The organism is Mesorhizobium sp. (assembly GCF_005063415.1).
Taxonomy (GTDB): domain Bacteria; phylum Pseudomonadota; class Alphaproteobacteria; order Rhizobiales; family Rhizobiaceae; genus Mesorhizobium.
Map to the genome: position 1 here is coordinate 8344 of NZ_SUEG01000095.1, position 12048 is coordinate 20391.

Sequence of the window (12048 nt, forward strand, 5' to 3'; positions counted from 1 at the left end):
CGCCCTCGCCGTCCCGTTCTGGCGGTCCGGCATCAACAAATGGGACGGTTTTCTAAAGTTGAACGATGTCGCCGTGCTGCTTTTCAGCTCGGAACTCAAATTGCATCTGCCGGGCGGCCCTTACGATTTTCCGGCACCTGGGCTGGTGGCGTTCGCCTCAGGGTCAGCGGAGATCGTGTTGCCAGTTCTCCTTGTTTTCGGCCTGGCGACGCGAGTGGCGGCATTCGGGTTGCTAGTGATGACGCTGATCATCGAGCTCACCGTGCCGGACGGCTGGCCGCTGCACATTACCTGGGCGGCGATGGCGCTTGGCATCATGGCCTGGGGACCCGGCCGGATTTCGCTCGATCATTTGATCGGCACCGACAAAGGCTGAGGCCTCGCGGAAAGCCTGGTCAGTCTCGCTTCCAGCGGCTCGCCGCCTTGTCGTCGGCCTCCTTGGCGTCGACCCAGCCGCCCTCGGAACCGTCGCTATGGTGTTCCTTTTTCCAGAACGGCGCCCGTGATTTCAAATAGTCCATCAGGAAATTCGCGGCCTCGAACGCCGCCTGCCGGTGGGCGGAAGCGGCCACCACCAGCACGATGTCTTCGCCCGGCGCGATCTTGCCGTGGCGATGGATGACGGTGAGCCCCTGCAGCGGCCAGCGCTCGATTGCCTCGCCGGCGATGCGGGAAATCTCGGCTTCGGCCATGCCGGGATAATGTTCGAGCTCGAGCGCCGAGAGCCTGCCTTGCTCGTCGCGGCAAAGGCCGGAGAAGGTCACCACAGCGCCGATGTCGTTGCGACCCCTGGTCAGCCTGGCGATCTCGGCGGCGACCTCGAAATCCTCCGCCTGGATGCGCACGACAGGCACCACCGCGGACATGGTTCAGCCACCGGTCATCGGCGGGAACAGCGCGATCTCGCGCGCGCCGGCAATCTTCTCGCGGTGCTCGACATGTTCCTGGTTGATGGCGACGCGGATCACGTCAGGATATTGCAGCGCGTTCTCGTATTCCTCGCCGCGCGATTTCAGCCAGCGCAACAGGTCGGCGACCGTTTCGATGCCGGCCGGCAGTTCGACGTCTTCCTCCGGTCTGCCGATCCGCTCGCGCACCCAGGCGAAATAGATGAGCTTCGTCGACATCTTATTCATCCATGATGTGCTTGAGGCCGGCGCGGAAATAGTCGTACCCGGTGTAGAGCGTCACCAGGGCTGCGATCCACAGCAGCACCAGCCCGGTCTGGGTGGTCAGCGGGAAGATCTTGTCGCCGGCAGGGCCTGCCAGCAGGAAGGCGATGGCGATCATCTGGATGGTGGTCTTCCATTTGGCGAGCTGCGTCACCGGCACCGAGACCTTCAGGGCCGCCAGATATTCGCGCAGGCCCGAGACCAGGATCTCGCGGCACAGGATGATGATCGCCGCCCATAGCGACCAGCCGGCGATGCCGGCATGGCGATCGGTGTCGGCGGCAAGCAGCAGCAGGCAAGTGGCGACCAGCAGCTTGTCGGCGATCGGGTCGAGCATCTTGCCGATATTGGAGGTCTGCTGCCAGGCGCGCGCCAGATAGCCGTCGAAGTAATCGGTGATCGAGGCGAGCAGGAAAATGATGAGCGCCGACCAGCGCGCGAAGTCGCTCGATTTCAGATGCCCTTCCAGGAAGAAGCACAGCACCACCAGCGGCACCGCCAGGATGCGGGCGTAAGTGAGCATGTTGGGCAGGTTGAACGCGCGCTGGGACATGTTTTGGGAACTCTTTCTGCCTGCTTAGTCAAATCAGAAGCGAATGTGGGGGGTCAACAGGCCAGAATCGATTAGCCAGCCGAAATATCGGCAATAGGGGCTTAGCTCTCGTGAAAATGATTGTAGACCAATTTCGCCACCTGCTCGGAAATGCCGTCGACCTTGACCAGGTCCTCGACGGCGGCGCGGCTGACCGCCTTGGCCGTACCGAAATGCATCAGCAGCGCGCGCTTGCGGCCGGGGCCGATGCCGCTGATCTCGTCGAGCGGGCTCTTGACCATCTCCTTTTTTCGGCGGGCGCGGTGCGAACCAATGGCGAAGCGATGGACCTCGTCGCGCAGCCGCTGGACGAAATAGAGCACCGGATCGCGTACGGGCAGCGAGAATGAATCCCTGCCCTTGACGAAGAAGCGTTCGCGGCCGGCGTCACGGTCCTGACCCTTGGCGATGCCGATGGCCACGACGCGGTCCTCGATGCCAAGATCGGCGAGAATCTTGCGCACCGCCGTCATCTGCCCTTGGCCGCCGTCGATGAGGATGACGTCGGGCCAGGCCGGGAAGCCGCCGGCGTCCTCGATATCGTCGCCCGGTCCGGTAGGGCTCGCCTCGTCCGCGCCCTCGGTTTGCGGGGCATCGCCATGTTCCTTCAACAGCCGCGAGAAGCGCCGCTGCATCACCTCGCGCATCATGCCGAAATCGTCGCCCGGCGTGATCTCGGTCGAGCGGATGTTGAACTTTCGATACTGGTTCTTCACAAAACCTTCCGGCCCGGCGACGACCATGGCGCCTACGGCGTTGGTGCCCATGATGTGCGAGTTGTCATAGACCTCGATGCGCACCGGCGGCTTTTCCAGGCCGAAGGTCTCGGCAAAGCCATTGAGCAGCCGCGCCTGGGTCGAGGTCTCGGCGAGCCGCCGGCCGAGCGCTTCGCGCGCGTTCTGCAGCGCGTTGTCGGTCAGGTCCTTCTTCTCGCCGCGCTGCGGCACCGAGATCGACACCTTGCGGCCGGCGCGGGTGGAGAGGGCCTCCGCCAGCAATTCCTGGTCCTCGACGCCATACGACAACAGGATGGTGCGTGGCGTCGGCTTGTCGTCGTAGAACTGCGCCAGGAACGAACCCAGCACCTCGCCAGCTTCGAGCGCCGGATCGGCCTTGGGAAAATAGGCGCGGTTGCCCCAGTTCTGGCCGGTGCGGAAGAAGAACACCTGGATGCAGACCTGGCCGCCCTCCTGATGGATGGCGAAGACATCGGCCTCGTCGACGGTCTGCGGATTGATGCCTTGATGGCTCTGCACATGCGAAAGCGCCGCGAGCCTGTCGCGATAGATGGCGGCGCGTTCGAAATCGAGGTTTTCCGAAGCCTGCTGCATGGCAGCGGAGATCTCCGTCTTCACCTTCTGGCTGCGGCCGGAGAGAAAGTCCTTCGCCTCGGCGACAAGCCTGGCATAATCGCCATGCGAGATTTCGCCGGTGCACGGGCCGGCGCAGCGCTTGATCTGGAACAAAAGGCAAGGCCGGGTGCGGTTCTCGTAGAAGAAGTTGGTGCAGCTCCTGAGCAGGAAGGCGCGCTGCAGCGAGTTGATGGTGCGGCCGACGGCGCCGGCTGAGGCGAAGGGGCCGAAATAGTCGCCTTTGCGCGAGCGCGCGCCGCGATGCTTGTAGATGCCGGGCGAGACATGGTCGCCGGTCAACAGGATATAGGGAAACGACTTGTCGTCGCGCATCAGCACGTTGAAGCGTGGCCGCAAGCGCTTGATGAGGTTGGCTTCAAGCAGCAGCGCTTCGATCTCGGTGCGGGTGACGACGAACTCCATCGTCGACGTCTCGCGCACCATGCGGCCGATGCGGCTGGTGTGGAACCGGCCTTGCGCGTAGTTGGTGACCCGCTTCTTCAGGCTGCGTGCCTTGCCGACATAGAGCACGTCGCCGGCGGCATTCATCATGCGGTAGACGCCGGGCGCATTGGGCAGCCGTTTGACCAGGGTCTGGATTACCTCGGCGCCGACCATGCCGTCGGCGTCGCCGGCATGCGGGGTCCAGTCGATGGTGGTGAAGGTGACGTCCGGACCGCTGGCTGCAGGCTCGACGACCTCTTCGGCCGCCTCGTCCTCGAGGTCGATTTCGGGCGGCAGGTCGTCGGCGCCGCCGCGCGTTTTTTGTTTCTGGTCCATGGGGCTCATTCCGCCATGCCTGTCACATCGGGCGTCTGCCATGCAAGATGCTGGCCGCCGTCAAGCGCGATCATCTGGCCGGTGACCGAGCGTGCCGCCCAGAGATAACGGATAGTGGCACCGAATTCCGGCAATTCCGGGCCGCGTTTCAGGATCAGGCCGGCAATCTGGGCATCGAAATCGCTGTCGTGCTGGCGCGTGTTCTTCAAGGTCGGGCCAGGACCAATAGCGTTGACGCGGATGCGGGGACCCAGCGCCTGGGCCATCATCTCGGTCGCCGCCCACAAGGTCGACTTCGACAGCGCATAGGAAAAATAACGCGGCGTCGGCCGCCAGACGCGCTGGTCGATCATGTTGACGATCAGCCCCTCACTGTTCTGCGGCAAGGCCCGGGCGAAAGTCTGCGCCAACAGCGCCGGCGCCTTGACATGCACGGCGAAATGGCGATCCCAGGCCGGCCAGTCGAAATCCTCAACGCTGTCGTGCTCGAACAGCGAGGCGTTGTTGACCAGCAGCGACACCGGCCCGAGCGCCGCCGCCGCGCGGCCGACAAGGTTGCCGACAGCCTCCATGTCGGTCAGGTCGGCAGCAATCACAGCCGCCCTGCCATGTCGACCAAAATGACCACTGTTGATTTCGGCCGCCAGTGCCTCCGCCTCGGCCAGCGAGCGATTGCAGTGAATGGCGACGGCAAAACCATGCCCGGCAAGATCTTCGACGATCGCCCTGCCGATCCGCTTCGCCCCGCCCGTCACCAGTGCCGTCGCGGCGACCTTGCTCATCTGTCAATCCTTAATCCGATGCCGATTCCGACCTGCCGGGATAGCACCGGCAAATTATGGCCCGCCAAGCGTTAAATCCCATTTCCACCTGGGGCAAGATTGTGGCAAAGTGGCCGGTGGGCGTTCTGGCTCGACCGGAATTCGGGCCAGCCCGTCCGCAATATAGGGCGCTGGAGCCCTTATACCAAGCCGTGTGCAGTGCAGCACGGCGAACCTGCTGACATTCGCTGTTGCGAAGATGCAACGTCAAGGTTCTGCCTCATTCGTGCCAGGGAATGACCCAAGTTCAGGTTCGCTTCAGCCGCATTTCGACACGACATTTGCAACCGTTGAACGCCGGATCCGTTTCATCCCCCGACGGGTTGAGGGCGCTCATGAAAAACAAGCCTGTGTCCTGTGGCTTAAGGAGTAAAGAACAATGCAAGCCAATCTTAAATTTGCGCGACCGCTCGCGGTGGCGTTTGGGCTGTTCGCCCTCGGCGGAACCGCCTATGCCGCGGATGTGGTTCAGGAAGAGCCGCCGGCACCTGCCCCGATTGCAGAACTTCCGGTCGCATCCTGGGCCGGTCCCTATGCCGGTGTGAGCGTCGGCTACGGCTTCGCCGGCCACGCCAAAGCCAAAGACATTGGCGTCGACGTCGACACCAAGGGCTTCGTTGGCGGCGTCTTCGGCGGCTATAACTGGCAGCAGGAGAACTTCGTCTACGGTGCTGAAGCCGATATCGGCTACAACGGCGTCAAGGGCGACGATGCCGGCATCGAGGCCAAGGGTGGCTTCGAGGGCTCGTTGCGTGCTCGCCTCGGCTACGCTGTCACCCCGGATATCCTGCTCTACGGCACCGCCGGTGGCGCGCTGAAGAACCAGAAGATTGAAGCGGCCGGCGTCAGCGACACCAACACCCAGTTTGGCTGGACAGCCGGCGTGGGTACCGACATCAAGATCACCGACAATGTGTTCGGCCGTGTCGAGTATCGTTACACGGACTTCGGCAGGAAGGACTTCGACGGTATCGGCAAGGTCAAGTCGACCGACAATCGCGTCACTTTCGGCGTCGGTATGAAGTTCTAAGTCGTCCAAGCCACGACACGAAAAAGCCGGGCCTCGCGCCCGGCTTTTTTTGTGGGCACCGGCTGAGACCGCTTGCCCTCAAGCCGGGATGCCGGGCTTCAGCTCCGGGAATTTCTCGTCGAAGCGTGCCGCCCAGCGCGTCAGCCGGCCGCGGCCCTTTTCCCATTTTCCAGCGAAGCGCAGCGAGAGATAACCGAGGCAGGCGCGCAGCGCGATCTGGCCGACGGTGATTTTCTTCGGCAGCTTCGGCGGGTTGGCGTTGAGCAGATCGAGCGCGGCCGAAATCTTCGTCCACTGGCGCTCAAGCCAAGGCTGGTAGACCATCTCTTCCGGCCGCGTGCGCCGCTCATAGACCATCGACAGCGCGCAGTCGCAGATACCGTCGGCCAATGCCTCCAGCACCTCCGCCTCAAGGCGCTTGTCGGGATTGCGCGGAAACAATGCGTTCTTCGACATCCGGTTGAGATGCTGGGTGATGGCGCGGCTGTCATGGACCGAGCGGCCGTCATCGAGCACCAGCACCGGGATCTTGCCGAGCGGATTGGCGCCGATCAGTTCGGCCGGCCTTTCCTCGGTCTTTATCGGCACGAGATCGACCGCAATGCCGGCATGAAGTGCTGCCATGCGCACCTTGGAACTGTAGGGAGAAGTAGACGCGTAGAGCAGTCTGGGCATTGTGGATTCCTGTTTGCCGGCTACAGCTCCATACGCCCTGTTGGACGCGCAAAGGACGCGGTAGCATTGTGACTTCGCGCATGACCCGCACCGAAAATCGATTCCGACAGGGGCTCGTGCGTTGGCACTGTTGAACGATCATGCAGGGTTCATCAACGGCCAGAGGCGGAAAACCGCGCCGCCAGCGTGCAACCATTGTCTCGATGTCAATCGCGATGCGATAAGCCGCAGTGCGGCGGGCAGACGCGAGCAGGTCGGACAATCCAGATCCGATCAGCTACCAACTCGGCCTTGCACCGAAGGTTGGTCTTTGGCAGCCACGGAAATCCCACCGGACTTCGCCGCATGGCGAAGTCCTGGGAACTGCGAAAAGACGTCTTCCTCCCGCCTCTTTCTCGTCCTGCCCGATTGTCAACCGGCAAGCGAGGCGCCTGTTCGGCATCCCGCCCTGGCCGTCTTGAGTACTGTCCCCGGCGGTAGCAGGGCGGCGACTACTTCTTGGCCTTCGCCTTTGCGGGCGCTGCCTTTGGCTTGGCCGCGGGCGCTGCCTTCTTCACTGCTGCAGAAGATTTCGCAGCGGCGGCCTTTGCCGGTGCTGCCTTCTTTGCAGCGGGCTTCGCCGCGGCCTTTGCAGCCGGCTTCTTGGCCGGTGCCGCCTTCTTAGCCGGTGCAGCCTTGGCCGGTGCTGCTTTTGCCTTGGCAGGTGCTGCTTTCTTCACGGCCGGTTTTGCCGCGGCCTTGGCGACCGGCTTTTTGGCTGGCGCTGCTTTTGCCTTAGGCGCAGCGGCCTTCGCTTTGGCAGCGGGTGCTGCTTTCTTCACAGCAGTTGCGGTCTTTGCCGCGGCTGCTTTTGCTGGTGCTTTCTTTGCCGGTGACTTTGCCGGTGCCTTGGATGCCGGCGCTTTGGATGACTGCTTAGCCATATCATGCCCCTTCCGTTGTGCCGACGGCCGTTATTGACCCGGCGCGCATTGCATATCTGACTCGCGGCTTGCTAGCCAGCGAAGCATTAGAATGATTTTTGCAGCTTAAGTTTCCGTTACGGCGAGCGCGCGACCATTTTACCGGCGCAAAAATCGGCTGCGAATCTTTGTGTCCCGCAGCGAAGTTCTGCGACAGAAATTCTGGTCGCTCTATCTCGACCGGTCTTCTCGTCAAGCTCAGGACCTTTTCGACCAGCTTTGCGCTTCAACGTCCGACGCTCGGCGCGAACATTGTCAAGAGCGAAGGCGGTCGCCCGCCTCGTCTTGTCCGAAACGATAAACTACAGGTAAGTAGGAAGCAACGCGACGAGCACGCCGCTGCACTATCTTGCACGACGCGATGAAAGTAAGCAGATAGCTCGCATTTCTGAAAGACAGGATATCGCTCGATAGATCCGGTCGAGCCGACCTCGTGATCGAATGCGCTCGGCCGTTCAGGCGCCGAGCGGCTCGCGCTGCATCTGCAGCCGGCGCGAAGGCTCGGCCCTGTGGAGATGGACGGCGAAGGTATCCCATGGTGGCATGACGGAAATCTGCGCCAGGATGCGCCCCGCTTCACCGCGATGATAGCCGCCGTGCAGTACGACGTGGGTCAGCATTTCCTGTCGCGACATCAATGCCTTATCCCCGTCGCTGAACACGAATGCGACGGGCTCGGACAGCTGCCGCGACGAAACGGTTTCGACATAATCGAGATACCAGCGATCGGTCGCTGCGACCGCAGCGCGAAGTTCGTCGAACGCCGGCGTGTCCTCGGTGGTGTCGGCGGAGTAGCCATGGCTTGCGGCAATCAGGTGCGCCGAGAATATCCGCGACACCACATGGCTGTGATCGACGAGCCGTATCACGGCCTCCCGTTCCTTACCGTGAACGTGCGGGTCGAGACTCGCGAGCTTTTCCAACAGTTCGTCATTGGCCCAGGCCTGATAGGCAAACAGGCTGCGAAGCAGAGCGAGCGCACTCATGGTCGGTGTCCTTTTTCGGAAATGCGAGTATGTTGTCTATATTTTCAGGGGAATGAGCGGGCGTGTCTACTCGCATTGCAAAACCGCATCCGCGCATGCGCAAGCAGCCGCGCCAGGCGCGTTCCAGGGCAACCGTCGAGGCGATCATCGAGGCGGCGGCTCATGTTCTGAGCCGGCTGGGCTGGGCCGGCTTCACCACCAACAAGGTGGCCGAGACGGCAGGTGTGAGCATCGGCACGCTCTACCAGTATTTTCCCGACAAGCTTTCCCTGCTGGAAGCCGTCCGGCGCCGTCACTTCGATCATGTGCTGTCGGTCATTCGCGATTCGGCGGAAGACCAAAAGCCGCTCAGGAAATTCGCGCAGGAGCTGGTGCGCGGCATGATCGCGGCGCACAGCATTCACCCGACACTACATCAGGTGCTGCTCGACGAGGCGCCGGGCGATCGCGGCTCCAGGGCCGCCCATGCTTCGTTCCAGGCACAATACCTCAATCACTATGCGACTGCTGTCGCCACTTATCGCAAGCCAAGGAAAGGCGCCGACACGGAGGCCGTCGCGCGCGTGCTGTCGTCGGCGATCGAAGGTGTGATCCATAACGCGGCACGCCGAAACATGCTCGCCGCGCCGGAGCTGCAAAAGCAACTCGTCGAACTGATCTGCGCCTACCTATCGGGAGCGGGCCGCATCGGTCGATAGCGCAGGCACGGCGGGTGTCGGGATTTCTGTGTGTCGTTCAAAGCCGGCTCATGAGATGCGGCAAGGACGATGCCAACAATGCTGCACCTGATGCGGCCAAGAGCGTGAGGACGATCTTTCGAAAAGTCGCCTCGCTAACGCCGATGTAGAGTCTCGCGCCAAGCAGTGTCGGTATCAACATCGCCGGCGCGACGACGGCAAACATCGGCAGCATTTCGAGCTTGATCTTTCCGGCCGCAACATAGGCGGCCATCGTCATGGAGAGGGTCACAAGGTTGAAATTCTGAATGACAATGCGCTGCCTGTCCTTTTCCCATTGACGCAGCACGCACCACAGCGTTGGAACCGGGCCGGTGAAGCCGCCAAGTCCACCCATGATGCCCCCGACCAGACCTATCGCACCGTCTGCAACAGGACCTCCGACCGTGATGGGAGGGAGGCGACGGGCAAAGAGCATCAAGGGACACCACACGACCAGCAGCGCGCCGAAGACCAGCTTGAACAACTGCACATCCAGCAAGGGCAGGACGGCGACACCGACCGGAATCCCTATGATCCCGCCGATCAGGAAGGGCAGCAGAAGCTTGAGGTCGAAACCCCGGCGGACGGTGACGGCAGCGATGATCTGACCGGTGAGCGCCCCGAAGACCGCCATGGCGGCAGCAAGCTGGGGCTCCACGCTCCAAACCCAAAACGACATGGCAACCAGGCTGAAGGCGAACCCGGACAGCCCCTGGACGAAGCCAGCAACGACCGCGCCGAGAGCAACAACGTAGACAAGCGAATCCATGTAGTGCTGTTTCCCCGCACAGTGATCGATGTGGTCTGTTGGCGTCGACTTGCATAGAAGTCTACTATTTTGGCAACCTCCGTCCGACCTTGAGTGCCGGACAACCCTCACATCAGAGAGGTATGAATGTCCTCCTTACCGAGCTTGGCATTTGTCACATGGTTTTCGGCTGATCCCAGATCAGCCGCCGCTTTCTACGCGAATTTCGGAATTGTCTTCAGGCAAGAGCAGCACGGCTCTGGTCCGATACATTTCGCGTTCCAAGGTCAAGGGCTCGCGATCGAACTCTATCCGGCAAACGAAGGAACGATGACGGAAGGAGCGGGAACGATGATCGGCTTCGAAATCGCCGACGCAGACGAAGCCGCTTCTGCGGCGAAGGCCAATGGCTTTGGAGTCATCGCGGATGTCAAGGCGACGGCTATGGGCAGGCGTGTTATCGTCCGCGATCCTGATGGCCGTCAGGTGTTTCTTTTCTCGACCACTTAAGGGCGCAACAATCCATCGGGAATCGAAGGGCGCCGGTTCAGCGCAGGACGCGGCAGCGGCCGTTATAGACCATCCAGCGGTCGAAGCCCGAGACGCAGAATTCGACATTGTCGCCGATCGAGGCAAAGCCCTGGCCTTCTTCGATCAGGTACCAGATGGTGCGGGCGCCGCCGTCGGAGAGGCTGACGGTGGCGCCGCAATAACGGCGGCCGATCGGCCAGGTGTCGTCGGCCGGCAGATAGCGATGCTGATGGATACGCTGGAAGTCGACGATCTGCACGTCGGGCAGATGCGGCACGTGATGCACCTGATAGGAGAAGCGGTCGGTGATCTTGTTCAGGACCCAGGCCTCGCCGCAGACGCCGCTATCCTCGTCGGTATAGATTGCAAGGTCGGCCGCCTGGACTGCCTGGGTGACGCCAAGAGGTGCGGCCAGCGGCGTGCAAAAGGCGAGCAGTGCGGCAAGGGCGGATTGGGCGAAGCGAGTCATGGCAGCCTCTCAAGGTCGACTGCGCGCACTGTGCGGATTCGCTGACGCGCGGTCAAGCGGTTGTAGCGACGATGGTTGTGGTGACGGTGGTTGCGCTGACGGAACGGCAGGGCCGCGCCTCAAACTACTCTCCCGCCAGCCAATCCAGCGTCCAATGCGACGGCTGCTCGAGTGCAAGCAGCCGGTGCAGCGCCGGCAGCAGTGTCCGTAACTCGCCTTCCAGCGTGAAGGGCGGATTGACCACCACCATGCCGCTGCCGTCGAGGCTCGGCTCGACGGATGCCGGCCTGATCTCAAAATCAATATCGAGCAGCTTCGGAATGCCCGTCTGCTTCAGCGCTTTGCGGAAGGCGGCGACCGCCTTGCGGTCCTTGAGCGGATACCACAGTGCGTAAATTCCTCCTGGCCAGCGCCGATGGGCTCTTTGCAGCCCGTCGACCAAGCGACCGAACTCACCCTCTTCCTCGAAAGGCGGATCGATCAGCACGAGGCCGCGCTTTTCCTTTGGCGGCAGATGCGCGCCGAGCGCCAGCCAGCCGTCGAGTTCGATCACCCGGGTCTGGAAGTCACCGTCGAACAGCGCCTTCAGCCTGGCAGCATCCTTAGCGTGCAGTTCGACCGCCGACAGCCGGTCCTGCTTGCGCATCAGGTGCCGGGCGATCAGCGGCGAACCCGGGTATTTTTTCACGCCGCCGTCCGGATTGAGCGAACGGACAGCCTCAAGATACGGCGCCAGCAGTGCTGCCGCCGGCGCATCGAGGGCCACATCGATCAGCCGGCCGATGCCGCCTTGCCATTCGCCGGTCTTTTGCGCTTCGGTCGAGGACAGATCGTAACGGCCGATCCCGGCATGGGTGTCGATGACGCGAAACGCCTTGTCCTTCTGCTTCAGATATTCGATCAGCCGGCTGAGCACGACATGCTTGACGACGTCGGCGAAGTTTCCGGCATGGTAGGCGTGGCGATAGTTCAATTGGAGCCCCTGCCCCAGCGCGGCGGTGGCGGCTGCGAGTTCGGATTTTCCGGCCTGCGGCCGCCGAAACGGAATGCCAGCACCAGCCCGACCAGGCCGGCCGCCATCAGGGAAAAACCGACCGGGCGCGCCCGGCGGTCGACCTCGCCGGCAGCCGAGCGCAGCACGATGTCGACGGCCCGCATCGGAATGCCCTCGGCGTCGCCCGGACCGACGGTGAAGATGTAGGGGCCGGCGG

15 protein-coding genes and 1 pseudogene are annotated in these 12048 nt (G+C 62.4%); 5 read left to right on the plus strand and 11 right to left on the minus strand.

Features of this window, described 5'->3' with window-relative positions; translation table 11 throughout:
• A partial coding sequence (locus tag E5W70_RS22010; RefSeq protein ID WP_292662322.1) for a DoxX family protein occupies positions 1-376 on the plus strand: 376 nt, incomplete at its 5' end.
• Positions 377-395: 19 nt separating this feature from the next.
• Here E5W70_RS22010 and E5W70_RS22015 read toward each other — a convergent pair.
• From E5W70_RS22015 to E5W70_RS22035, 5 genes are all read right to left on the minus strand, one after another.
• On the minus strand, positions 396-866 hold the full coding sequence (locus E5W70_RS22015) for a molybdenum cofactor biosynthesis protein MoaE (RefSeq protein WP_292662325.1): 471 nt from the start codon (positions 864-866) through the stop codon (positions 396-398).
• 3 nt (positions 867-869) lie between these two features.
• Complete coding sequence (gene moaD / locus E5W70_RS22020; protein ID WP_292662329.1) at positions 870-1127, minus strand: molybdopterin converting factor subunit 1; 258 nt, start codon at positions 1125-1127, stop codon at positions 870-872.
• Between the two features lies 1 nt (position 1128).
• Complete coding sequence (pgsA, locus tag E5W70_RS22025) at positions 1129-1725, minus strand: CDP-diacylglycerol--glycerol-3-phosphate 3-phosphatidyltransferase (protein ID WP_023719790.1); 597 nt, start codon at positions 1723-1725, stop codon at positions 1129-1131.
• 101 nt (positions 1726-1826) lie between these two features.
• Positions 1827-3905: an excinuclease ABC subunit UvrC gene (uvrC, locus tag E5W70_RS22030; RefSeq protein WP_292662335.1), complete on the minus strand. Its 2079-nt coding sequence runs from the start codon at positions 3903-3905 to the stop codon at positions 1827-1829.
• Entirely contained in the window at positions 3902-4678 is a 777-nt protein-coding gene (locus E5W70_RS22035) for an SDR family oxidoreductase (RefSeq protein ID WP_292662338.1), read from the minus strand. The genes uvrC and E5W70_RS22035 overlap by 4 nt, the downstream gene beginning before the upstream one ends.
• 418 nt (positions 4679-5096) lie before the next feature.
• On the opposite strand from E5W70_RS22035, the gene E5W70_RS22040 reads away from it, so the two are divergent.
• Complete coding sequence (locus tag E5W70_RS22040) at positions 5097-5747, plus strand: outer membrane protein (RefSeq protein ID WP_292662341.1); 651 nt, start codon at positions 5097-5099, stop codon at positions 5745-5747.
• Positions 5748-5825: 78 nt separating this feature from the next.
• Here the strand turns inward: E5W70_RS22040 and E5W70_RS22045 are convergent, their stop codons facing one another.
• Positions 5826-6422, minus strand: a complete 597-nt coding sequence (locus E5W70_RS22045) for a glutathione S-transferase family protein (RefSeq protein WP_292662345.1) — start codon at positions 6420-6422, stop codon at positions 5826-5828.
• Between the two features lie 498 nt (positions 6423-6920).
• Here E5W70_RS22045 and E5W70_RS22050 point away from each other — a divergent pair, with 498 nt between their 5' ends.
• Positions 6921-7382: a hypothetical protein gene (locus tag E5W70_RS22050; RefSeq protein ID WP_292662348.1), complete on the plus strand. Its 462-nt coding sequence runs from the start codon at positions 6921-6923 to the stop codon at positions 7380-7382.
• 457 nt (positions 7383-7839) lie between these two features.
• On the opposite strand, the gene E5W70_RS22055 is transcribed toward E5W70_RS22050, so the two are convergent.
• Positions 7840-8370, minus strand: coding sequence for a DinB family protein (locus tag E5W70_RS22055; protein ID WP_292662350.1), 531 nt, complete (start codon positions 8368-8370; stop codon positions 7840-7842).
• 62 nt (positions 8371-8432) lie between these two features.
• Between E5W70_RS22055 and E5W70_RS22060 the strand changes: the two genes are divergently transcribed.
• Positions 8433-9068, plus strand: a complete 636-nt coding sequence (locus E5W70_RS22060; RefSeq protein WP_366509725.1) for a TetR/AcrR family transcriptional regulator — start codon at positions 8433-8435, stop codon at positions 9066-9068.
• A 37-nt stretch (positions 9069-9105) separates the two neighbouring features.
• Here the strand turns inward: E5W70_RS22060 and E5W70_RS22065 are convergent, their stop codons facing one another.
• Complete coding sequence (locus E5W70_RS22065; RefSeq protein WP_292662353.1) at positions 9106-9858, minus strand: sulfite exporter TauE/SafE family protein; 753 nt, start codon at positions 9856-9858, stop codon at positions 9106-9108.
• A gap of 126 nt (positions 9859-9984) precedes the next feature.
• Here E5W70_RS22065 and E5W70_RS22070 point away from each other — a divergent pair, with 126 nt between their 5' ends.
• A complete protein-coding gene (locus tag E5W70_RS22070) occupies positions 9985-10347 on the plus strand; it encodes a VOC family protein (protein WP_292662356.1) in 363 nt (120 codons plus the stop codon).
• 37 nt (positions 10348-10384) lie between these two features.
• On the opposite strand, the gene E5W70_RS22075 is transcribed toward E5W70_RS22070, so the two are convergent.
• The 3 genes and pseudogenes from E5W70_RS22075 to E5W70_RS22085 form a co-directional block, all read right to left on the minus strand.
• Positions 10385-10837 carry a hypothetical protein gene (locus E5W70_RS22075; protein ID WP_023677684.1) on the minus strand — a complete coding sequence of 151 codons (453 nt, stop codon included), beginning with the start codon at positions 10835-10837 and terminating at the stop codon, positions 10385-10387.
• A 124-nt stretch (positions 10838-10961) separates the two neighbouring features.
• Positions 10962-11810, minus strand: a complete 849-nt coding sequence (locus E5W70_RS22080; protein ID WP_292662360.1) for a 23S rRNA (adenine(2030)-N(6))-methyltransferase RlmJ — start codon at positions 11808-11810, stop codon at positions 10962-10964.
• A pseudogene (locus E5W70_RS22085) lies at positions 11807-12048 on the minus strand (hypothetical protein); the annotation flags it as partial. The pseudogene E5W70_RS22085 and the gene E5W70_RS22080, both read right to left, overlap by 4 nt.